Below are 21258 nucleotides of genomic sequence, written 5' to 3'. Positions count from 1 at the left end.
ATCGACCGACTGGCGTGGTGGTGCTACGCGGGGCCCGGTCGGCGAGCTTCGGTAGCGACCTTCGTGGTCTTGGGCTGACAAACTGGTTCTCTCGGCGCTGGCAGCTACCCCCGCGGGGGCGCGGCCTTTCTACACAGCTTCAGCGCTGAGATACATATGGCGACGCAGCACCGCGGCGTCGTGCATCTGTCATAATTTTAATGCGCGATCGAGGCGGTGCGCTTCGGCGACGCTGCCCGGGCCGCGGGCTTGGCCGCATTGGGCGGCACCGTCGCCGCGTCCCAGCCGCCGGGCGGGGTCGCTGCGTTGACGGCGTCGTCGGGCTGCGGCTCGGCGGTGAAGGTCTGGATCGCGAGCTTGGCCGCTGCGAGCGATTGCGCGTCGAGGCGCTTGGCAACATCGTCGCGTTTGCGGCTGGCGTCGGCGTCGCCCTGGGCTGCGGCCAGGCTGAACCATTTGAAGGACTCGGCCAGGTTCTGCTCGACGCCGATGCCGCGTGCATAAAGGATGCCGAGATTGAACTGGCTGTCGGCGACACCGCGATCGGCGGCCTTGCGGAACCACTGTGCCGCGCCCTTGTAGTCGGCGCCCTTGCCGCCGCCATCGGCATCGAGCACCGCGAGGTTGTGCATCGCCTTGGCGTTGCCGCGCTCGGCGGCCTGCACGTAGTAACGCCGCGCGGTGTCGATATCCTTCTTCACGCTGAGTCCCTTCTCATAGAAGGTTCCGAGCCGGAAGACCGCGGGGATCACGCCGGCCTGCGCGGCGCGCTCGTACCACTTTGCGGCCTCGTCATAGTTGATCGGAACGCCCTTGCCTTCGGCGAAGCGCACGCCAACCTCGTAGGCGGCGGCCGGATCGCCCCTCAGCGCCGCGGCGCGCAGCACCGGGCCGCCGATGCCGTCAGGCAGCCGCTCGCTCGGTGGCACCTGCACCATCGCGAGCCTGCCGCCGATCGGCGCGGCGGACGGCACGCGGATCGAGCCGGTGATGTCGTTGTTCGCAACGGGCGATGGCGAAGGCACCGGCGCCGGCGGGATCGTCACCTGCGAGCCGTCGAGCATGTTCGGCGCGGTGCTGTTGTTGGATTGCCGGCCGAGCGGGGTCGGCGAGGTCATCAGGGGCGCCGCGGGTGCCGGCGCTGGCGCGGGTGCGACGGCCGCACTGTCGGCCGGCGGCAGCGCGAAGGCGGGAGCGTCGCTCGACCTCTCCATCGGCATCTGCGACGAGGCGCCGCTGTCGAGCAGGATCATCGCCACCTTGAAGGCGCCGAGCACGATGACCACCACACTCGCGCCGACCAGCAGCGAGCGGATCTTTGACGTGATGGTCGAGGGCTCCTTGCCCTCGGATTTGCCCTGAGCCTTGTCGACCGGCTTGGCCTTGGCTGCGGCCTTGGCCCCACCGCGCCCGCCCTTCTCATTGGCAGCCTGGGCGGCCGCGGCCTGGGCGGCGCGGCGTGCGGCGGCAATGAAGCTCGACGTAGAGACCGGCTCCTTCTTGTCTGTCGAAATCTCGCTGATCGCGCTCTCCGACGCGGCGATCCGCTCGGTGGGCGTCGACACCCGTCCGGTCGGGCGCGTGCCCGGCTCGAGCGGATGATCCGGCGGCAGGTCCGGCTCGAGCGCGGTGCGAACCGCGGCGTGTGGCTCCAAGATCTCGCTGATGGCGCGCGGCGGCAACGGCGGCGGAACGGGTACAGCCTCCGGCGGAGTAGCCGCATGGAAGTCGCGCGGCGCCGCGGCGAAGTGCTCCTGCGCCGTGAAGCGCTGCTGCATCGCCGGATTCGGCAATTCGGGCTGCGGCGCCATTGGCTGCGGCATCGAGGCGCGTGGCGGCTCGGCCGGCGCCGCTGACGGGGCCGGCGCGGAGCGAACGTCGCGCAGATCGTTCTCGATCAGCGCAAGGCGATCGACCACGTGGCCGAGGGTATTGTGCACCGTCTCGAGCGAATCCTGGGTGCGGCGGTCGGTTTCCGACTGGCTGTAGCGGATATCGGACAATTCGCGCTTGACCATGTCGACGAGGCCAGGGTCGAGCGGCTGCGGCGCCGGTGCGCCTGCGTTGCGGCTCGCCTCGGCCAGTGACACCAAATTGGCGTGCTGGCGTTCGAGATGGCGCAGGATGTCCTGCAGCCCTTCTTCGATGCGGCCAAAATTGCCGGACTGAGGATTGGGAGAGGCTTCGAGGCGCTCGAGCAGGTAGGAGACACGCTGTTCGAGATGGGCGAATGCCGAGGCGCTGTCATTGCCGACCTGCATGCGGTCGATGCGCTCCGACAGCGCACGCAGGGCGTCTTCGAGATGTTGCGAGTGTTCGGTCGGTGCCGGGCGTTCGCGGCTTTCCAGGGTCGCGGCCAGGGCGGCGATCCGCTGTTCGAGGACCGCAAAGGCATCGCCGTGATTGCCGGCGCGCGCGAGCTCGTCGACCTTGGCCGACAGCGTCTGCACATCCTCGGCGAGCCGCGCCAGTGCGTCGTTGGAGGCGATGTTGGAGACGATCGCGCGGAGCGCGGCGATTGCGCTCTCGAGCTGATGCACCGTCGAGGGATCGTCGTTGGCGCGCAGGATCAGATCGAGCTTGGCGCCGAGATTGCGGATCGCCTCGTCATAGCCCGCGAGCTGCTCGGCGGGCGTAAGCGAGCGCAGCACCTCGCGGATCTCGGACAGCGCACGCTCGATGCCGGAGAGCGCCTGGCCGTCGGCACCGTTCTGCCGGTTGTCGTCGATGCGCCGCGACAGCAAGCGGATCTCGCCTTCGAGCGATTCGATCGCGCGGCGCGGCATCGCCTCGGTGAGCGCGGCGCGGATTTCCGCAAGCTCGCTCCGGAACGCGGCGATCGATTGCTCGATATGATCGGGCCGTTGCAGTGCCTCGATCTGGCTCGTGATCTTGATCAGATAACGCTCCAGCGAGGAGAAGTCCGGGCCGGCCGGTGCCGGCGCGGCAGGTGCCGGTGCAACCGGAGGAGCATGCGCGGCCATTGGCGGAACGCTTGGGCCCGTCGGCTGAGCTGCACCCGCTGGCTGAGCGTGGCGCGGCGGCATCTGCCGCGGCGGCGGACCATCGAGTTCGTTCTGGCGCGCGGTGATCTCCGCGATTGCGGAATCGAAGGAGGCGGGACTTAGCGGCGGCGAAGGACGGTAGACCTTTGCGGCGGCACGCTCGACGGCTTCCGCCTGGCGCTGCCGCTCCGGCATCGGGGGCTGCTGCGCCGCAGCCATCTGGGGCTGGCGCGCCGCGGCGGGGTTTGAGATCTGCGACAGCCGAGCATCGAGCCGCGAGATCGCGTCGTTGAGCTGGCGCGCGACGTTGGACTGGCCGCGCGCAGCGTCGTTGCGCGGGGCATCATTGCGCGGCGCGGGCCGCGCGATTCGATCGATCTGCTGGGTGATCGCATCCAACCGCTGATGAATGTCGGCGACGTCCCGGCTTGCCTGGCTCGGCATCGCGGGCCGCGCCTGGTCATTGCGGAGATCCGGCGGCGCCGGCTCGCCCACGGTGGAATTGAGCCAGTCGTTCAGCGACATGCCGGCCCGGCGAGCCGCGGCCTCGGCTCTCTCGCGGACGGATGGATCAATGCCGTCAACACTCCACGATACGCGCGAATTCATGATTCCGTCCGGTCCCGACTAAGGCGTCCACACCCACGCCTGCAGCCTCCCCGTACGTCCCGATTGACCAGACAATCGAATTCCGCGCGAGGCGTCTGCCTTAGCCGTCGACTTTTTCGCGTTAGGGTAAAGAACGGGTTAAGGAACGGCGCTGCGGGGCTCTAAAGTTACCTCTGCGCGGAACTCGCGTCGCGATGCCCGTCGTCCCGGGACGACGAAGGAGGCGGTTCGGCCTTACGCCTTGTCGTCGCCTTGGCCCGCTTTGAGCGGCTGAACGGTCGTCCGATTGGCCAGGGCGGAGAGGGCATCGATGGCCTCCTCGCACCACTCCGCCACGACCTGCTCATGGCGAAGGCCGATACGAAGCCCGAGCAGCTTGCCCATATCGGCCGGCGAGGCCACGCCTTGCGGGAACCGCTTGTTGAGCAGGCGCTCATAGCGCTCGTAGCGGTCGCGGTGGTGTTCCAATCGCGCCATCAGGTCGGTGCGCAGCGGTTCGATATCGACGCTGTCGAGCGCGTAGAGCCGCACCAGGAGATCGTCCTTGATCGATGCCGGGACGCTCGGCCGCGCGGCCCAGTGCCGCAGCGCAGCCTTGCCTTCAGGCGTTAGCGTGTAGACGAGCTTGTTGGGCTTGCCCGATTGGACGACTTCGCGGGCCTGGACATGGCCGCGGTCGCGCAGCTTGGAAAGCTCGCGATAGATCTGCTGGTGGTCCGCCTTCCAGAAGAAGCCGATGGAAGCATCGAACGTCTTGGCGAGCTCGTAGCCCGTCATCGGACGTTCGGTCAGGCATGCGAGGATCGCGTCACCCAGCGCCACTGGTCGCCACTCCTTTTCTACCTCCTCGACCATCCTTGACTTTATGCACATAGGCGCATATGCGTCAATGTGCATATCGACGGCCAGGACTTTACGGGCTCGCCAAGATCGGGCCATTGCACGTTCCGCCAAGAGGAGACGTCTTTGACAATGACCGGCCTCGACAAATGGTACGCCTACATGAAATCCCACGATCGCGCAGCGCTCTGGGATCTGCTTCACCCCGACGCCGTATTCGAAAGCCCCGTCGTACACACGCCGCAGCGCGGACGCGACATCACCTTCAAATATCTGTCGAGCGCGGAAAAGGTGCTGGGTGGCCCTGGCTTCACCTATCGCGGCGAATGGCGCAGCGATAATGGCGCGGTGCTCGAATTCGAGAATGAGATCGAGGGCATTCAGATCAACGGCGTCGACATCATCACGTTCGATGCAGAAGGACGGATCACGCATTTCAAGGTGATGGTGCGCCCGCTGAAGGCGATCAACCTGCTGCACCGGCTGATGGGAGAAGAGTTGATGCGGCAGGCCGGCGAGGCCAGCGCCGCCAAGTCGCAGCCTAAGTCGCCATCCTGATCCCGATATTCGCTTTCCCGGAACGCCGAAAGGTCTAAGGTCTGTTTCGGGAACCTTTAGTGGTCGCAGCGTCGCGAGGGTTTTGCCTGCGGCGCCAACTTCAAAAACTGCCTGCCGGAGCACACTATGCCGATCTACAAAGCCCCAGTCGAAGATGTGAGTTTCCTGCTCAACGATGTCTTCCAGATCGACCGCTACGATAACCTGCCAGGTTTCACCGATGCATCGGCCGACGTGCGCGAAGCGATCCTGGGCGAGGCGGCGAAGCTTTCCGAAGAAGTGTTGCAGCCGCTCAACCGCGTCGGCGACCTCGAAGGCTGCAAGCGCCATGACGACGGCTCGGTGACGACGCCGAAAGGTTTCAAGGAAGCCTACAAGCAGGTGGCCGAAGGCGGCTGGCTCGGACTCTCGGCGCCGACGGAATATGGCGGGCAGGGCCTGCCGGTGACGCTGAGCCAGGCGGTCAACGAATTCCAGATCTCCGCCAACATGGCGTTCTCCATGTATGGCGGCCTCACCATGGGCGCGACCGCAGCGCTGTTGGTGCACGGCACGGACGAGCAGAAGAAGACCTATGTTCCGAAGATGGTGGCGGGCGAATGGACCGGCACCATGAACCTCACCGAGCCGCATTGCGGCACCGACCTCGGGCTGTTGCGCACCAAGGCCGTGCGCCAGGCCGATGGCAGCTTCAAGATCACGGGCACCAAGATCTTCATCTCCGCCGGCGAGCACGATCTCACTGAGAACATCATCCACCTCGTGCTCGCGCGCATCGACGGCGCGCCGGCCGGCATCAAGGGCGTCTCGCTGTTCGTGGTGCCGAAAGTCCTGGTCAATCCGGACGGCTCGCTCGGGGCACGCAACGGCGTCACCTGCGGCTCGATCGAGCACAAGATGGGCATTCACGGCAATTCCACCTGCGTGATGAATTACGACAATGCCACCGGCTGGCTGATCGGCCAGGAGAACAAGGGCATGCAGGGCATGTTCGTGATGATGAACGAGGCCCGGCTCGGCGTCGCCGTGCAGGGGCTCGCGCAGTCCGAGGTCGCTTACCAGAACGCGGTGGCTTATGCGCGCGAGCGCCTGCAGGGCCGCTCGCTGACCGGCGCGAAGGAGCCGGAGAAGCCGGCCGACTCGATCATCGTGCATCCTGATGTCCGCCGCACGCTGCTGACCATCCGCGCCTTCAACGAGGCGGCGCGCGCCATGGTGATCTGGACCGCGCTGAAGAGCGACGTCGCCCATCGCTCCAACGATCCCAAGGACCGCCAGGAAGCCGACGACCATATGGGCCTGATGACGCCGGTCCTCAAAGGCGTGCTCACCGACACCGGCTTCGCCAACACCGTGCTGGCGCAGCAGATGTATGGCGGCCACGGCTACATCGCCGAGCAGGGCATGGAGCAGTTCGTGCGCGATGCCCGCATCGCCATGATCTATGAGGGCGCCAATGGCATCCAGGCGCTCGATCTGGTCGGCCGCAAGCTGCCGCGTGACGGCGGCCGCGCGGTGATGGCGTTCTTCGGCGAAGTCGGCGCTTACGCCAAGGAGCACGGCGCGGACGAAGCCATGAAGCCGTTCGTGACCCCACTTTCGGCCGCGCTCGGCCATCTGCAGCAGGCGACCGGCTGGCTGATGCAGAATGCGATGACCAAGCCCGACAATGCCGGCGCTGCTGCGACCGACTACATGAAATTGTTCGGCCTGGTTGCGCTCGGCTACATGTGGGCGCGGATGGCGAAGGTGACGCAGGACAAGATCGCCGCCGGCGGCGCAACGTCTTACCTCTCGACCAAGCTCGTGACCGGCCGCTTCTTCATGGAGAAGCTGTTGCCGGAGACGGCCGTGCATCTCGCGCGCATCCAGAGCGGCAGCGGTACCACGATGGAATTGGCGGCCGAAGCATTCTGAAGAATCTTCGGCAGCTGGCTCGCGGCTTCGGCCGGTTCGGCTATATATTATGATCCTCATCTAAGGAGGGCGTCATGCCTGAGGCATATATCTACGATCACGTTCGCACCCCGCGCGGCCGCGGCAAGCCCGACGGCGCGCTGCACGAAGTCACCGCGCTGGCGCTCGCCACCGTGCCGCTGCAGGCGCTGAAGGAGCGCAACAACATTGCCGAGGACGTCGTCGACGACGTCGTGCTCGGCATCGTCGATCCCGTCGGCGAGGCCGGCTCCGACATGGCCCGCTTCGCGGCGCTGAAGTCCGGCCTCGGCGAGAAGGTGCCGGGTGTGCAGATCAGCCGCTTCTGCGCTTCGGGCCTTGATGCTGTGAACTTTGCCGCGGCCCAGATCATGAGCGGGCAGCATGAGCTCGTGATCGGCGGCGGCGCGGAATCCATGAGCCGTGTCGGCATCGGCGCGTCCGGCGGCGCCTGGCCGATGGACCCCTCGATGGCGGTGCCGGCCTATTTCATGCCGCAGGGCATCTCGGCCGACCTGATTGCGACCAAATACGGCTTCTCCCGTGACGACGTCGATGCCTACGCGGTGCAGAGCCAGCAGCGCGCGGCGAAGTCCTGGGACGAAGGCCGGTTCGACAAATCGGTCGTGCCGGTGAAGGACGTCAACGGCCTCACCATCCTCGCCAAGGACGAGCATATGCGGCCCACGACGACGATGCAGTCGCTGGCGCAGCTCCAACCGTCCTTCGCGGCCATGGCCGCGATGGCGGGTTTCGATGCGGTGGCGGTGCAGTCGCATCCGGAGATCGAGAAGGTCAATTATGTGCACCACGCCGGCAATTCCTCGGGGATTGTCGACGGCGCCGGCGCGGTGCTGCTCGGCAGCAAGGAAGCGGGCGCGAAGCTCGGCCGGAAGCCGCGGGCCAAGATCCGGGCCTTCGCCAATATCGGCTCGGAGCCCGCGATGATGCTGACCGGGCCGGTCGACGTCACCGAAAAGCTGTTCGCCCGCTCCGGCATGAAGAAGTCGGACATCGACCTGTTCGAGCTCAACGAAGCCTTCGCCTCGGTGGTGCTGCGCTACATCCAGGCGTTCGACATCGACAACGCCAAGATCAACGTCAATGGCGGCGCGATCGCGCTCGGCCATCCGCTTGGCGCGACCGGCGCAATGATTTTGGGCACCGTGCTCGACGAGCTCGAGCGCACCGACAAGTCGACCGCGCTGGTGACGCTTTGCATCGGCGGTGGCATGGGCACCGCGACGATCATCGAGCGGGTTTAAGGCGACATCGTTGTAGGGTGGGCAAAGCGAAGCGTGCCCACCATCGAATTCTCAGCAAGTGATGGTGGGCACGGCGCAAGTGCGCCTTTGCCCACCCTACGATCCGAGCATTAGGACAACTGCCAGCGCCTTACCGGCAGCCGGCATCGAGGGAGCACCACATGGCCTTCAAGAATTTCAAATTCGAAACCGACGCCGACGGCATCGCGCTCGTCACCTGGGATATTCCGGGACGTTCGATGAACGTGCTGGACGAGACCTCGGTCCTCGAGCTCGAGGAGATCGTCAAGCAGACCACGGCCGATGCCGCGATCAAGGGCGTCGTCATTACATCCAGCAAGGACGCATTCTGCGCCGGCGCGGACCTGTCGATGCTCGAGGGCATGAGCCGGACCTATGCGCAGCTGTTGCAGGAGAAGGGCGAGGTCGCGGCCAACCAGGTGCTGTTCGAGCAGAGCCGCCGTTTCTCGCAGGTGTTCCGCTCGATCGAGACCTCGGGCAAGCCGTGGGTCGCGGCGATCAACGGGCTCGCGCTCGGCGGTGGCTTCGAGATCACGCTGTCCTGCCACTATCGCGTCGCCGCGGAAAATCCGAAGACCCGGCTCGGCCTGCCCGAGATCAAGGTCGGCCTGTTCCCGGGCGCCGGCGGCACCCAGCGCGTGCCGCGCATCGTGGCGCCGCAGGATGCGATGCAGCTCCTGTTGAAGGGTGAGGCGATCAACCTCGCAAGGGCCAAGCAGCTCAACCTGATCCACGCGATCGTGCCGCCTGCCGACCTGATCAAGGCCGCCAAGGACTGGATCAAGGGCGGCGGCAAGGCGGTCGCGCCGTGGGACGAGAAGGGCTTCAAGCTGCCCGGCGGCCCTGTCTTCTCGAAGATGGGCATGCAGATGTTCCCGGCGGGCAATGCGATCTACCGCCGCGAGACCTACGACAATTATCCGGCGGCGCGCGCCATCATGAGCTGCGTCTACGAAGGCCTGCAGTTGCCGATCGACGCCGCGCTGCGCGTCGAGTCCCGCTACTTCACGCAAGTGCTGCGCTCCAAGGAAGCGGCGGCAATGATCCGCTCGCTGTTCCTGTCGATGCAGGAACTGAACAAGGGCGCCCGCCGCCCCGCCGGCGTGCCGCCGACCAAGGTGAAGAAGCTCGCCGTGATCGGCGCCGGCTTCATGGGCGCCAGCGTCGGCTACGTCTCAGCCAAGGCCGGCATCGACGTAGTGCTTGTTGATCGCGATCAGGAGAGCGCCGACAAGGGCAAGGCGCACGCCAAGAGCGTGATCGACGGTCTCGTCGCCAAGGGCCGGGCGAAGGAGGCCGAGCGCGATGCGCTGCTGTCGCGCATCACAGCGACCGCCGACTACAACGTTTTGAAGGACTGCGAGCTCGTCATCGAGGCGGTGTTCGAGGACCGCAAGGTCAAGGCGGACACCTATGCCAAGGCGCAGCCGCTCTTGAAGGGCGACGCGATCTTCGCGTCCAACACCTCGACGCTGCCGATCAATTCGCTGGCCGAGGAATTCAAGGACCAGGGCAAGTTCATCGGCATCCACTTCTTCTCGCCGGTCGAGAAGATGATGCTGGTCGAAATCATCCTCGGCAAGAACACCGGCGACGTCGCGCTCGCCACCGCGCTGGACTATGTCCGCGCCATCGGCAAGACGCCGATCGTGGTCAATGACTCCCGCGGTTTCTTCGCCAACCGCTGCGTGATGCGCTACATCGCGGAAGGCAACGAGATGTTCCTCGAAGGCGTGCCGCCGGCGATGATCGAGAACACCGCCAAGATGGCCGGCATGCCGGTCGGGCCGCTGTCGCTGTCGGACGAAGTCGCGCTCGATCTCGGCCTGAAGATCATGAAGGCGACCGAAGCCGATCTCGGCCCCAACGCCGTCAATCAGGACCACAAGAAGCTGATGGTTGAAATGGTCGAGAAGCAGGGCCGCTTCGGCCGCAAGAACGCCAAGGGCTTCTATGACTATCCGGAGAAGGGCAAGGGCCAGAAGAGCCTGTGGCCGGGCCTCGCCGGCCTGCAGCCGAAGCACCTCGATCCGGATACGCTCGATGTCGAGGAATTGAAGCAGCGCTTCCTGGTGGTGCAGGCGGTGGAAGCCGCGCGCACGGTGGAGGATCACGTCATCACCGACGTGCGCGAAGCCGATGTCGGCTCGATCCTGGGCTTCGGCTTCGCGCCGTTCACCGGCGGCACGCTGTCCTATATCGACTTCATGGGGACGAAGAAATTCGTCGAGCTCTGCCACAAATTCGAGGCCAAATACGGCTCCCGTTTCGCCCCGCCGAAGCTCCTGGTCGAGATGGCGGCCAAGGGCGAGACCTTCTACGGCCGCTTCCCGCCGAAGAAGCCGGTGGCGCAGGCTGCGGAGTGACTCGTCGTCCCGGGCAAGCGGAAGCGCGACCCGGGACCCATAACCACCGGACTGCGTTGTTGAGCAGGCTGGGGGCCCATCAAGCGCAACAATGACGCCCTGGGGTTATGGGTCCCGGCTTTCGCCGGGACGACAGCTTACGCCTTCAGCAGCCCTTCCTTGGTGAGCGCTTCCTGCACCTTGGGCCGGGCGGCGATGCGGGCCTTGTAGGCGGTGAGGTTGGGCAGGCCCGACAGGTCGAACTTCATCCGGTCGGCCCAGGCCAGCATCGTGAACAGATAGCCGTCGGCGACGGTGAACTGGCTGCCGAGGAGGTAGTCGCGCCCGGCAAGCTGGCCGTCGATATATTTCAACTTGCCCATCAGGCGGTCCTTGAAGAACGCCTTGGTGTCGTCGGACAGGACCGGCGCGAACAGCGGGCTGAAATTCTTGTGCAGCTCGGTGGTAATGAAATTGAGCCACTCGAGCAGCTTGTAGCGCTCGGCGCTGCCATGGGCCGGCGCCAGGTTCTTGGCCGCGGCACGGTCGGCGATGATCTGCACGATCACGGGCCCCTCGGTGACCAGTTCGCCGGAATCGAGCGCCAGTGCCGGCACCTGGCCCTTGGGGTTCACTTTCAGGAAATCGTCGCCATTTTCCAGCTTCTTGGCGCGCACATCGACCTTGACCAGCTCGTAGGGCAGGCCGGCTTCCAGGAGCGCGATATGGGGCGAAAGCGAGCAGGCGCCGGGCGAATAGTATAATTTCATCGGAGATCTCCTCTCGAATTCTTGTAGGCCTTTTTGTTGTTGGCCTTGGGCGTCGGACCGACTAAATGCACCTGCATGAACAGTCAAGATTGATGCAGGTGCATTCAGTACGGTAGACTTTGTACCGACGATGACGGACTAGGCCATGAAACGCAAACCATCGACCGAGGCGACCGCCGCCTGGATCCGCCTGATGCGGGTGCAGAGCCGGGTGCTCGACGCCGTCGAGCAGGACCTGAAGAAGGCCGGCTTTCCGCCGCTCGCCTGGTACGATGCCCTGCTCGAGTTGTCGCGCGCGCCGTCGGGAGAGTTGCGGCCGGTGGAATTGGAGCGGCAGATGCTGCTGCCGCAATATTCGACGTCGCGGCTGATCGATCGCCTGGTGGACGAGGGGCTGGCGGCGAGGCGCGAATGCAAGGTCGACAAGCGCGGCCAATTCGTCGAGATTACCGAGGCGGGACGTGAATTGCAGAAGCGGATGTGGGGCGCCTATTCGGCGGCGATCGAGAAGCATGTCGGGTCGAAACTGTCTGACGTCGACGCGGTCAAGCTCTGCGCGCTTCTGGACCGGCTGGGATGTTCCTGCAGCGACGCCAAGTCGCCTGCGATAAGAGACGGCGTGACTGCCCGATGATATCATTGTTGCCACCAGCATCCGCGGGCCGCCTGGTTCGTGGATGCCCCTGCCACCGCGCGCATTCGATCGAAGCGCTTCAGTATCGGAATTCGTATGGCGCGTGACCAGATCGATATGACGCCACTCCAATCGCGCGACGAACTGGTCGCGTGGATCGAGGCGGGCGTGAAGGATCCTGCCGATTTCCGGATCGGGACCGAGCATGAGAAGACGCCGTTCACGCTGCAGGGCCATCAGCCCGTGCCGTATGAAGGGGCGCGCGGCATCGGCGCCTTGCTCGACGGCATGAAGCTCCTGCTCGGCTGGGAGCCGATCGTGGAGAACGGCAACATCATCGGTCTCTACGACGTCACCGGGGGAGGCGCGATCTCGCTCGAGCCGGGCGGCCAGTTCGAATTGTCCGGCGCGCCGGTCGAGACCGTGCATCAGACCCAGAGCGAATTGATGGCGCATCTGGCGCAGGTGCGCGAGATCGCAACGCCGCTCGGTATCGGCTTTCTCGGCCTCGGCATGACGCCGTCCTGGTCTCGGGCAGAGATCCCGGTGATGCCCAAGGGCCGCTACAAGATCATGACCGGCTACATGCCGAAGGTCGGCAAATACGGCATCGACATGATGTACCGCACCTGCACGGTGCAGACCAATCTCGACTTCTCCTCTGAAGCGGACATGGTGAAGAAGCTGCGCGTATCGCTTGCCTTGCAGCCGATCGCGACCGCGCTGTTCGCCAACTCGCCGTTCACGGAAGGCAAGCCGAACGGCTTCCTGTCGTTCCGGTCCGAGATCTGGCGCGACACCGACAATGCGCGCTCGGGCATGCTGCCATGGGCGTTCGAGGACGGCATGGGGTTCGAGCGCTGGGTCGATTATGCCCTCGACGTGCCGATGTATTTCGTCAAGCGCGGCGACGACTATCTTGACGTCTCCGGCACCTCGTTCCGCGATTTCTTCGAGGGCAAGAATCCTGCATTGCCCGGCGAGCGTCCAACCCTGTCGGACTGGGCCAATCATCTCTCGACGATCTTTCCGGAGGTGCGGCTCAAGCGCTATCTGGAAATGCGCGGCGCCGATGGCGCGCCATGGGGCCGGCTGCCGGCATTGCCGGCATTCTGGGTCGGGCTGCTCTATGACAACGACACGCTGGATGCGGCCTGGGATCTGGTGCGGAACTGGACCGCGCGGGAGCGGCAGGCGCTGCGCGACGACGTGCCGCGCTTCGGCTTCAAGGCGCGGATCAAGGACCGCTATCTGTTCGAGATCGCTAAAGAGTGTCTCAAACTGTCACATGCCGGTTTGCGGCGGCGTAACCGCATCGACCAGATCGGCCGCGACGAGAGCCGCTATCTCGAGCCGCTGGAGCGGATCATCGATTGTGGCCGGACGCCGGCGGAAGAGCTGCTGGACAAGTTCAACGGCGCCTGGAACGGCTCCGTCGAGCCGGCCTATGATGAATGCGCGTTCTAACCCTATCCGCTTGTTTTGATGCATGTTCTTTGCCTGCGTGGCGCTCACGCCACACGCAGGCCGGCCGTCACAGCAACTGGTGTGCCAGCTTGCCGCATTTTTGAGCCGTTCATCCAGCGTACAGGTTGGCGGCGCTCAAATGACCACCCGCGGTGAGCGCGGGGGACAGTCGAAAGCGTTGGATATGAGAATTGGCCGCCTCTTCTGGGCGAGTGTGGTGACGTTCGCCTTGTTGGCGGCCGTAGCGACGTCGCGGCCGGCGCAGGCGCAGGTCAACTTCGATCGCCCCGGCGGAGATTACCTCAGTTCGCCCGTTGCCTCGGGCGACCCGGCCGATTGCGCGCTGTTGTGCGAGCGCGATCGCCGCTGCCGGGCCTGGAGCTTCAACTATCCGACCGACATCACCACCGGCGCGGTGTGCTGGCTCAAGAACAGCGTGCCGCAGCGCGCGCAGAATAATTGCTGCGTCGCCGGCGTGCGCGGCGCCGGCGTCGTCGAGCCGCGCAACGGCACGGTCGAGACCTCGATCGATCGTTTCGGCGGCGACTACAAGAGCTTCGACCTGAAAGCAGGCGAGGGCGACGATATCTGCAAGGCCGCCTGCGCCGCCGACAACAAGTGTCGCGCCTGGACCTTTGCGCGCCCCGGCTATGCCGGCCGCGAGCCGCACTGCTTCCTGAAAAAGGACATCAAGCCGCCGCGACGCAAGGCCGGATTCACCTCGGGCGTGGTGCGGTAATTCTTGTCAGTGGTCCGCCGGCAGTACCCTGATCTCCGGCCACAGCGCCTTCCACCTCGCCGCCTTCTTCTCGTAATTCGCCGCCGAAAAATTCGCTCCCGGGTTCGGCCGCACGATCATGTTGGCGACGTCATCGAATCCGTGGGGCGCATAGACCTCATAGCCTTCCGCCGTGCGGCGGATTCCGATCTGGGTGTTCTTGGTAAGAAACCGGTCGATGCCATCGGTCGAGCGTGTCAATGGCGGGTAGGGCAGGCCGTGCTTTTCGGGATACCAGAGATGGACGCGCGCCTGGTTGCGCACTTCGACGGCGACGCCGAGGTGCCGAACCGCATCATGCACGCGTTTGATGATCCGGTCCTCGGCTTGCCAGGATGTATCGCAATCGAAATAGAAAATGTCGTAGTCGCTGATGCCGTAATCGACCGCACGATGCGTCCTGACGTTCCAGACCGTCTGCGCCAGGCACCCCGCCACGAGCCACGCGTCGGGCAGTGCCAGCCGCAGCAGCTCATCGGCGATGGCGGCATTGGCGGGATTGCGCAGCGCCGCCGCGAGGAATTCGTCTCGATTCATGAGGCTCCGTAGGATGAGTAGTCCCCTAAGGTGGGCAAAGCGACGCGTGCCCACCACCAGCACTCTGCTCGGGATGGTGGGGCACGCGTCGCTTTGCCCCACCCTACGAATTAACATCGTGAGCTTTCACCGCAGCCTTCGATGCCAGCATGCGCCAGTAGCGGCGCAACAGCGGCTCGACGATGCTGCGGCTCGCCTTCGACAGTCGGATCAGCACGATCGGATAGTCGCGATAATGATCGGTGAAGTAGAATATCTTCGGCCGGCTCTCGATGAGCATGTCACGCTCGTCCTGCGGCACGGCAGGCATGACCAGGCTGTCGCCGTCTTCCTTCAGGCGCACGAGCATCTTCTTGCGCACTTTCAATGCCGGCGTGCCGTAGGAGGTGCCGTCCTCGACCTCCGGCCACGCCAGCGCGATTTTCCTGACGTCGTCGAAGGTCATGCGGGTAGCCCCATCGTCTCCCTTATCCCGAGGAGCCGCGAAGCGGCGTCACGAGGGATGGGCCACGGGCCTCATGGTTCTCCCGGCGATGCGAAGCATCGTCCGGAGACGCGCGAAGACGCACTCCTCACCATGAGGAGCTGGCATTAGTGCACCGAGGTAAAGAACCGCGCGAACCGAAAGCCTGACGGCCAGGTCCAGACCGGCTGGCTGCGCATGCCCATGTCCCATGAGCCGACCACTGCGTCGGCGCGGCCGATCAGGTTGTTGACCGGCAGTAGTCCGACGCCGCCGTCGCGCACGGAGACACGGCTGTCGGCGGAATTGTCCCTGTTGTCGCCAAGCACGAACAGTTCTCCCGGCGGCACGGTGACCTCAGGCGTGTTGTCGAGGCGGCCATTGTCGCGCATCTTGAAGATCGCGTGGCTGACGCCGTTCGGCAGCGTCTCGATATAGCGATAGGCGGTTTCGGTGTGGCCACGGTCGTCCTCGGCTTCGCCGATGCCGTCGGGCTTCAACGTCGCGGGATGGTCGTTGATGAAGAGCTGGCCCTGCCGCATCTGGATGCGGTCGCCGGGCAGGCCGACCACGCGCTTGACCCAGGCCTGAGAGCGGTCGCCGGGCCAGCGGAACACCACGACGTCGCCGCGCTGCGGCGGCTCGCCGAACAGCCGGCCGCTCGACTCCGGGAGCGTGATCTGGATCGGCAGCGAGGCTGTCCCGTAACCGTAAGGGTATTTCGACGCGACCAGCGCATCGCCGATCAGAAGCGTCGGCTCCATCGAGCCTGACGGCACGTAGAACGGCTCGGCGATCGCGCCCTTGGCGAGGAACACGACAGCGACGATCGCCGCGAGTTGCGCTGCTTGCGAACGCCAGCTTGTCGGCTTGCTGACCGCCACTTCGTTGTTGCTCACTAGCCGGTTCCTCCTACGGTGATCCGCTCCATGCGCAGCGACGGCTGGCCGACCCCCACGGGCACGCCCTGGCCGTTCTTGCCGCAAGTGCCGATGCCGGTGTCGAGCGCGAGATCGTTGCCGATCATGGTGATGCGGTTGAGGTCGGTCGGGCCGTTGCCGATCAGCATCGCGCCCTTCAGCGGCGCTCCCAGCTTGCCGTTCTCGATCTTGTAGGCCTCGGTGCACTGGAACACATATTTGCCCGAGGTGATGTCGACCTGACCGCCGCCGAAATTGGCGGCATAGATGCCGTTCTTCACCGAGGCGAGGATCTCCGCGGGATCGCTGTTGCCAGCCAGCATGTAGGTATTGGTCATGCGCGGCATCGGCACGTGGGCATAGCTCTGTCGCCGGCCATTGCCGGTCGGCTTCATGTTCATGAGCCGCGCGTTCTGGCGGTCCTGCATGTAGCCGACCAGGACGCCGTCCTCGATCAGCACGGTGCGGTTGGTCGGCGTGCCCTCGTCGTCGATCGAGAGCGAGCCGCGGCGCGAGGCCATGGTGCCGTCGTCGACCACGGTGACGCCCTTGGCGGCGACCTGCTGGCCCATCAGGCCCGCGAAGGCCGAAGTCTTCTTGCGGTTGAAATCGCCCTCGAGCCCGTGGCCGACGGCTTCATGCAGCATCACACCGGGCCAGCCGGCGCCCAGCACCACGTCCATCTCGCCGGCCGGTGCCGGCACCGATTCCAAGTTGACCAGCGCCTCGCGCAGCGCGCCGTCGGCAGCGTCGCGCCAGGCTTTGGTCTCGATGAAACGGGCGTAACCTTCGCGGCCGCCATAACCCTTGCTGCCGCTCTCCTGCCGGTCGCCCTGACCCGCAACGACGGAAATGTTGACCCGCACCAGCGGCCGGATGTCGCGATAGCTCTCGCCGTCCGGCCGGACGATTTCCACCACCTGCCAGGTCGCAGTCAGGCTCGCGGAAACCTGCCGCACCCGCGGGTCCTTGTCGCGGATATAGGCGTCGATCTCACCGAGCAGCTTGACCTTGGCCTCGAAGCCAGGCGCATCCAGCGGGTTCTCGTCGCCGTAAAGCTTCACATTCGTGTGCGCGGGCGCCGCGGCGAAGCTGCCGGAATAGCCGCCGCGCACCGCATGCACCGCATCGGCGGCGCGAATCAGCGCCGGCAGCGAGACGTCGGAGGAATGCGCGTAGCCGACCGCGTCGTCCTTCACCGCGCGCAGGCCGAACCCCTGGCTGGTGTCATAAGTCGCCTGCTTCAAGCGCCCATTGTCGAACACCAGGGCCTCGGTCTGTCCGAATTCCAGGAACAATTCGCCGTCGTCCGCCCCCTGGAGCCCGCGCGCGAGCTCGCGGCGCACGGCATCGCGGTCGAGATTGGCGCGGTCGAGCAGGGAGGTTGTGGCGGGACTGGTCATGACGACTCCGAATTCAACGCAATTACATCCCGTTCATGTTTGGCTTGGCCGGGACATCATCGTTCAAGATAGGCGCTGTTGCAGCAATTCGGGAGAGGTCGCCTCACGGCAACTTGTCATACCCCTCTGCCAGCCCGTTCAAGCTGAGCGGAAAGCCGATGCCCTCTTCGGGGGTCTCGAAGATGATGAACGTCGCGGTCTTGGCGCCCCTGAGCTGGCCGAGCAGCTTGTCGTCCATCACAACTTCGGCGACGCAGCCGTTGGGCAGGCAGCGGACGAAACCGGCGCGGCCGACGTCCTGATTGTCGAGCTTCAACCCGAGCCCGGAGGGAAGCAGGACGCCGAGCGGCGCGACCACGCGCATCAGGCGGCTTTTCTGGTCGGCGGTCTTCAGCACGATCACGGTGAGGCCGGCATTGGAACGGTCCTCGGCGACCACGCTCTGAATCAGCGCGCATTGCTCGCTCTGGGCGCCCGGCGGGGTGTCGCAGCGGATCTGCCAATCGCCATGGACCGAGCGGACCGCCCCCTGGGCGTGGGCCGCTTGCAGCAGGCCTAACATGAACACGAGCGCCAGGAGGCCGCCCAGCCAGTTGGCGGCACTCCAGCTACGTCCGCTGTGATGTTTCAAAGCGCCCATCCGGGTCGATCCTTTGATGGCCGGCCATGCCGGCTTGGTTTCCCCGGCCAAGGTCGGGTGCATTGCCCGGCTGCCGGCGGCACGCAAAACGACTGATACCGCAATGACGGCGCCTTGAAGGCGATCCCCAAGCAAATCTCGCGCCGCGGTGGGGACGCTTCGCGCGAATCAGGTTCCTGCGGAGCGCCCAGCCTGTGGGTACATCCAGCAATCGCCCTGTCAAGCGGCGTTGCCCGCGGAAGTGGCGCTATCGCCTGATTTATCGAGAAAATGTCACATCACGGGAATAGCCGATCGCGCATGGCCTGAGGCCCTACTACTGCATTGCGAGCGCCTGCGAATTATGGTTTGAGAGGCTAGATTTCGACGCGTTCTAACGATCTGGCCCCTGTACTTTCCGAAAGTGCGTCCGGCAGGCCGTTTGTGAGGGCGGATCGTGCTGCATCCACGCCGTGTGGCGGGGGTGCTAAGGGGATAAATCATAGGGAGCGCGAGCGGCATGAGGATGTCGATGGGCCTGATGGGCCGGCGGTTGCTGGGGGGTGCGGTAGCGGGCATGGCGCTCGCGGCCGGCGGGACGGCATTCGCCGAATTGGGGCAGCCGGCGCCCTGGGAAGTCACCCTGCAGCAGGCGGCCTCCCCGGTGATGGAGAACATCGTCTGGTTTCATAACTTCCTGCTGGTGGTCATCACTGTGATCACGCTGTTCGTGCTGGCGCTGCTCGTCATGGTGGTGATGAAGTTCAACGCGCGCGCGAATCCGGTCCCCTCCAGGACCACCCACAACACGCTGATCGAGGTGGCCTGGACGCTGGTTCCGGTGCTGATCCTGGTCGGCATTGCGGTGCCGTCGTTCCGCCTCCTGTTCCTGCAGCTCGACGTGCCGAAGTCGGACCTGACCATCAAGGTCACCGGCAAGCAGTGGTATTGGTCCTACGCCTACCCGGATAACGGCAAGTTCGAGTTCGACTCGCTGCTTGCCCAGGACAAGCAGCCGCGGCTGCTCGGCGTCGACAATGAGATGGTGGTGCCGGTCAACAAGGTGATCCGGATCCAGACCACCGGCGCGGACGTTATCCACTCGTTTGCGGTGCCGGCCTTCGGCATCAAGATCGACTCGATCCCGGGCCGTCTCAACGAGACCTGGTTCAAGGCCACCAAGACCGGCATGTATTACGGCCAGTGCTCCGAGCTGTGCGGCAAGGATCATGCGTTCATGCCGATCGCGGTGCGGGTCGTGGAGGATCAGGAATTCGCGAGTTGGGTGGACGCCGCGAAGAAGAAATTTGCCAGCAGCCCGGCGAATTCATACGCCTCGATTGGTCAGGCGTCGCGGTAAGGCTGCAAGCCCGGGGGCGGGCGCGCATCGGAAGAATAAGGGCGATGGGACCGCAAAGGTCCAAAGGGAATTGGCTTAAGGATCTAGGACATGGCAACAGGCGCAGCGACACACGATCACGCCCATGATGATCACGGCCATCCGACCGGATGGCGCCGCTATCTCTACTCCACGAACCATAAGGACATCGGCACGATGTACCTTATCTTCGCGGTCATTGCGGGCATCATCGGGGCTGCGATGTCGATCGCGATCCGCGCCGAGCTGATGTATCCGGGCGTGCAGATCTTCCACGAGTCCCATACCTACAACGTGTTCGTGACCTCGCACGGCCTGATCATGATCTTCTTCATGGTCATGCCGGCGATGATCGGCGGGTTCGGCAACTGGTTCGTGCCGCTGATGATCGGCGCGCCCGACATGGCGTTCCCGCGCATGAACAACATCTCGTTCTGGCTGTTGCCGGCCTCTTTCGCGCTGCTCCTGATCTCGACCTTCGTCGAGGGCGAGCCGGGCGCCAACGGCGTCGGCGCCGGCTGGACCATGTACGCGCCGCTGTCGACCTCGGGCCATCCGGGGCCGGCGGTCGACTTTGCGATCCTGTCGCTGCACCTCGCCGGTGCCTCCTCGATCCTGGGCGCGATCAACTTCATCACCACGATCTTCAACATGCGCGCACCAGGCATGACGCTGCACAAGATGCCGCTGTTCGTGTGGTCGATCCTGGTGACGGTGTTCCTGCTCTTGCTGTCGCTGCCGGTGCTCGCCGGCGCCATCACCATGCTGCTCACCGACCGTAACTTCGGCACCGCCTTCTTCGCGCCCGATGCCGGGGGCGACCCGGTGCTGTTCCAGCACCTGTTCTGGTTCTTCGGCCATCCTGAAGTGTACATCCTGATCCTGCCGGCCTTCGGCATGATCAGCCAGATCGTCTCGACTTTCTCGCGCAAACCGGTGTTCGGCTATCTCGGCATGGCCTACGCGATGGTCGCGATCGGCGGCATCGGCTTCGTGGTGTGGGCGCACCACATGTACACGGTCGGCATGTCGTCGGCGACGCAGGCCTACTTCGTCGCCGCCACCATGGTGATCGCGGTGCCGACTGGCGTGAAGATCTTCTCCTGGATCGCCACGATGTGGGGCGGCTCGATCGAGTTCAAGGTGCCGATGATCTGGGCGATCGGCTTCATCTTCCTGTTCACGGTCGGCGGTGTCACCGGCGTCGTGCTGGCGAATGCCGGCGTCGACCGCGTGCTGCAGGACACCTACTACGTGGTGGCCCACTTCCACTACGTGCTGTCGCTGGGCGCCGTGTTCGGCATCTTCGCAGGCTGGTACTACTGGTTCCCGAAGATGTTCGGCTACATGTACAGCGAGACCATCGGCAAGCTGCACTTCTGGTTCACCTTCATCGGCGTGAACCTGGTGTTCTTCCCGCAGCACTTCCTCGGTCTGTCGGGCATGCCGCGCCGCTATGTCGACTATCCGGACGCGTTCGCCGGCTGGAACCTGGTCTCCTCGGTCGGCTCCTACATCTCCGGCTTCGGCGTGCTGATCTTCATCTACGGCGTGATCGACGCCTTCGTCCGCAAGGAGCAGGCGGCCGCCAACCCGTGGGGCGCCGGCGCCACCACGCTGGAATGGACGCTGTCCTCGCCGCCGCCCTTCCACCAGTTCGAAGTGCTGCCGCGCGTGCAGTAAAGGAAACAGTGACGCGCCCTTAGGGGCG

General features: G+C 65.0%; 17 protein-coding genes. 9 read left to right on the top strand and 8 right to left on the bottom strand.

The features are described from left to right. Positions 1–197: 197 nt before the first annotated feature. Both AC5ZGW_RS35410 and AC5ZGW_RS35405 read right to left on the bottom strand, forming a co-directional pair. Positions 198–3614 (bottom strand): hypothetical protein, encoded by a 3417-nt coding sequence (locus AC5ZGW_RS35410; protein WP_496114033.1) that lies wholly within the window; start codon positions 3612–3614, stop codon positions 198–200. 234 nt (positions 3615–3848) lie between these two features. Beyond that, on the bottom strand, positions 3849–4436 hold the full coding sequence (locus AC5ZGW_RS35405) for a PadR family transcriptional regulator (RefSeq protein WP_130227279.1): 588 nt from the start codon (positions 4434–4436) through the stop codon (positions 3849–3851). 150 nt (positions 4437–4586) lie between these two features. Between AC5ZGW_RS35405 and AC5ZGW_RS35400 the strand changes: the two genes are divergently transcribed. From AC5ZGW_RS35400 to AC5ZGW_RS35385, 4 genes are all read left to right on the top strand, one after another. After that, positions 4587–5012 carry a nuclear transport factor 2 family protein gene (locus AC5ZGW_RS35400; RefSeq protein ID WP_130227280.1) on the top strand — a complete coding sequence of 142 codons (426 nt, stop codon included), beginning with the start codon at positions 4587–4589 and terminating at the stop codon, positions 5010–5012. 126 nt (positions 5013–5138) lie between these two features. Next, on the top strand, positions 5139–6929 hold the full coding sequence (locus tag AC5ZGW_RS35395; RefSeq protein WP_474419376.1) for an acyl-CoA dehydrogenase C-terminal domain-containing protein: 1791 nt from the start codon (positions 5139–5141) through the stop codon (positions 6927–6929). Positions 6930–7003: 74 nt separating this feature from the next. Beyond that, positions 7004–8212, top strand: a complete 1209-nt coding sequence (locus AC5ZGW_RS35390) for an acetyl-CoA C-acetyltransferase (RefSeq protein WP_028167949.1) — start codon at positions 7004–7006, stop codon at positions 8210–8212. Between the two features lie 161 nt (positions 8213–8373). After that, on the top strand, positions 8374–10599 hold the full coding sequence (locus AC5ZGW_RS35385; RefSeq protein WP_130227281.1) for a 3-hydroxyacyl-CoA dehydrogenase NAD-binding domain-containing protein: 2226 nt from the start codon (positions 8374–8376) through the stop codon (positions 10597–10599). 137 nt (positions 10600–10736) lie between these two features. Here AC5ZGW_RS35385 and gstA read toward each other — a convergent pair whose 3' ends face one another. Then, positions 10737–11348, bottom strand: coding sequence for a glutathione transferase GstA (gstA, locus tag AC5ZGW_RS35380; protein ID WP_130227282.1), 612 nt, complete (start codon positions 11346–11348; stop codon positions 10737–10739). Between the two features lie 145 nt (positions 11349–11493). On the opposite strand from gstA, the gene AC5ZGW_RS35375 reads away from it, so the two are divergent. From AC5ZGW_RS35375 to AC5ZGW_RS35365, 3 genes are all read left to right on the top strand, one after another. After that, complete coding sequence (locus AC5ZGW_RS35375) at positions 11494–11982, top strand: MarR family winged helix-turn-helix transcriptional regulator (protein WP_028167946.1); 489 nt, start codon at positions 11494–11496, stop codon at positions 11980–11982. Positions 11983–12078: 96 nt separating this feature from the next. After that, positions 12079–13449: a glutamate--cysteine ligase gene (locus AC5ZGW_RS35370; RefSeq protein ID WP_028167945.1), complete on the top strand. Its 1371-nt coding sequence runs from the start codon at positions 12079–12081 to the stop codon at positions 13447–13449. 184 nt (positions 13450–13633) lie between these two features. Further along, positions 13634–14188: a PAN domain-containing protein gene (locus AC5ZGW_RS35365; RefSeq protein ID WP_165435316.1), complete on the top strand. Its 555-nt coding sequence runs from the start codon at positions 13634–13636 to the stop codon at positions 14186–14188. A gap of 6 nt (positions 14189–14194) precedes the next feature. Here AC5ZGW_RS35365 and AC5ZGW_RS35360 read toward each other — a convergent pair whose 3' ends face one another. The 5 genes from AC5ZGW_RS35360 to AC5ZGW_RS35340 all read right to left on the bottom strand — a co-directional run bounded on the left by AC5ZGW_RS35360 (position 14195) and on the right by AC5ZGW_RS35340 (position 18190). After that, positions 14195–14764, bottom strand: a complete 570-nt coding sequence (locus AC5ZGW_RS35360; protein WP_130227283.1) for a nucleotidyltransferase family protein — start codon at positions 14762–14764, stop codon at positions 14195–14197. Positions 14765–14867: 103 nt separating this feature from the next. Continuing rightward, positions 14868–15209 (bottom strand): MmcQ/YjbR family DNA-binding protein, encoded by a 342-nt coding sequence (locus tag AC5ZGW_RS35355; protein WP_130227284.1) that lies wholly within the window; start codon positions 15207–15209, stop codon positions 14868–14870. A gap of 146 nt (positions 15210–15355) precedes the next feature. Beyond that, positions 15356–16126 (bottom strand): signal peptidase I, encoded by a 771-nt coding sequence (gene lepB / locus AC5ZGW_RS35350; protein WP_130227285.1) that lies wholly within the window; start codon positions 16124–16126, stop codon positions 15356–15358. Then, complete coding sequence (gene tldD, locus AC5ZGW_RS35345) at positions 16126–17550, bottom strand: metalloprotease TldD (RefSeq protein WP_130227286.1); 1425 nt, start codon at positions 17548–17550, stop codon at positions 16126–16128. Before tldD ends, lepB begins: the two co-directional genes overlap by 1 nt. Before the next feature lie 103 nt (positions 17551–17653). Continuing rightward, the gene (locus AC5ZGW_RS35340; RefSeq protein ID WP_028167940.1) at positions 17654–18190 is read right to left on the bottom strand and encodes an invasion associated locus B family protein; all 537 of its coding nucleotides are present in this window, start codon (positions 18188–18190) and stop codon (positions 17654–17656) included. A 499-nt stretch (positions 18191–18689) separates the two neighbouring features. Between AC5ZGW_RS35340 and coxB the strand changes: the two genes are divergently transcribed. Next, entirely contained in the window at positions 18690–19529 is an 840-nt protein-coding gene (coxB, locus tag AC5ZGW_RS35335; protein WP_130227287.1) for a cytochrome c oxidase subunit II, read from the top strand. Positions 19530–19619: 90 nt separating this feature from the next. Then, positions 19620–21230 (top strand): cytochrome c oxidase subunit I, encoded by a 1611-nt coding sequence (gene ctaD, locus AC5ZGW_RS35330; protein ID WP_028167938.1) that lies wholly within the window; start codon positions 19620–19622, stop codon positions 21228–21230. The last annotated feature ends 28 nt before the right edge of the window (positions 21231–21258 follow it).

The sequence above is a fragment of the Bradyrhizobium sp. Crot121 genome, assembly GCF_059512385.1.
The sequence above is the reverse complement of the archived record's forward strand: the minus strand, read 5'-3'. Positions and strand labels throughout refer to the sequence as shown.

Bases quoted from the DNA above. Each gene is read 5' to 3' on its own strand.
- AC5ZGW_RS35360 (WP_130227283.1), bottom strand. From the start codon at position 14,764: ATGAATCGAGACGAATTCCTCGCGGCGGCGCTGCGCAATCCCGCCAAT.
- AC5ZGW_RS35365 (WP_165435316.1), top strand. From the start codon at position 13,634: ATGAGAATTGGCCGCCTCTTCTGGGCGAGTGTGGTGACGTTCGCCTTG.
- ctaD (WP_028167938.1), top strand. From the start codon at position 19,620: ATGGCAACAGGCGCAGCGACACACGATCACGCCCATGATGATCACGGC.
- AC5ZGW_RS35385 (WP_130227281.1), top strand. From the start codon at position 8,374: ATGGCCTTCAAGAATTTCAAATTCGAAACCGACGCCGACGGCATCGCG.
- coxB (WP_130227287.1), top strand. From the start codon at position 18,690: ATGAGGATGTCGATGGGCCTGATGGGCCGGCGGTTGCTGGGGGGTGCG.
- AC5ZGW_RS35340 (WP_028167940.1), bottom strand. From the start codon at position 18,190: ATGGGCGCTTTGAAACATCACAGCGGACGTAGCTGGAGTGCCGCCAAC.
- AC5ZGW_RS35355 (WP_130227284.1), bottom strand. From the start codon at position 15,209: ATGACCTTCGACGACGTCAGGAAAATCGCGCTGGCGTGGCCGGAGGTC.
- AC5ZGW_RS35375 (WP_028167946.1), top strand. From the start codon at position 11,494: ATGAAACGCAAACCATCGACCGAGGCGACCGCCGCCTGGATCCGCCTG.
- AC5ZGW_RS35410 (WP_496114033.1), bottom strand. From the start codon at position 3,614: ATGAATTCGCGCGTATCGTGGAGTGTTGACGGCATTGATCCATCCGTC.
- AC5ZGW_RS35395 (WP_474419376.1), top strand. From the start codon at position 5,139: ATGCCGATCTACAAAGCCCCAGTCGAAGATGTGAGTTTCCTGCTCAAC.
- gstA (WP_130227282.1), bottom strand. From the start codon at position 11,348: ATGAAATTATACTATTCGCCCGGCGCCTGCTCGCTTTCGCCCCATATC.
- AC5ZGW_RS35390 (WP_028167949.1), top strand. From the start codon at position 7,004: ATGCCTGAGGCATATATCTACGATCACGTTCGCACCCCGCGCGGCCGC.
- AC5ZGW_RS35400 (WP_130227280.1), top strand. From the start codon at position 4,587: ATGACCGGCCTCGACAAATGGTACGCCTACATGAAATCCCACGATCGC.
- AC5ZGW_RS35370 (WP_028167945.1), top strand. From the start codon at position 12,079: ATGGCGCGTGACCAGATCGATATGACGCCACTCCAATCGCGCGACGAA.
- tldD (WP_130227286.1), bottom strand. From the start codon at position 17,550: ATGACCAGTCCCGCCACAACCTCCCTGCTCGACCGCGCCAATCTCGAC.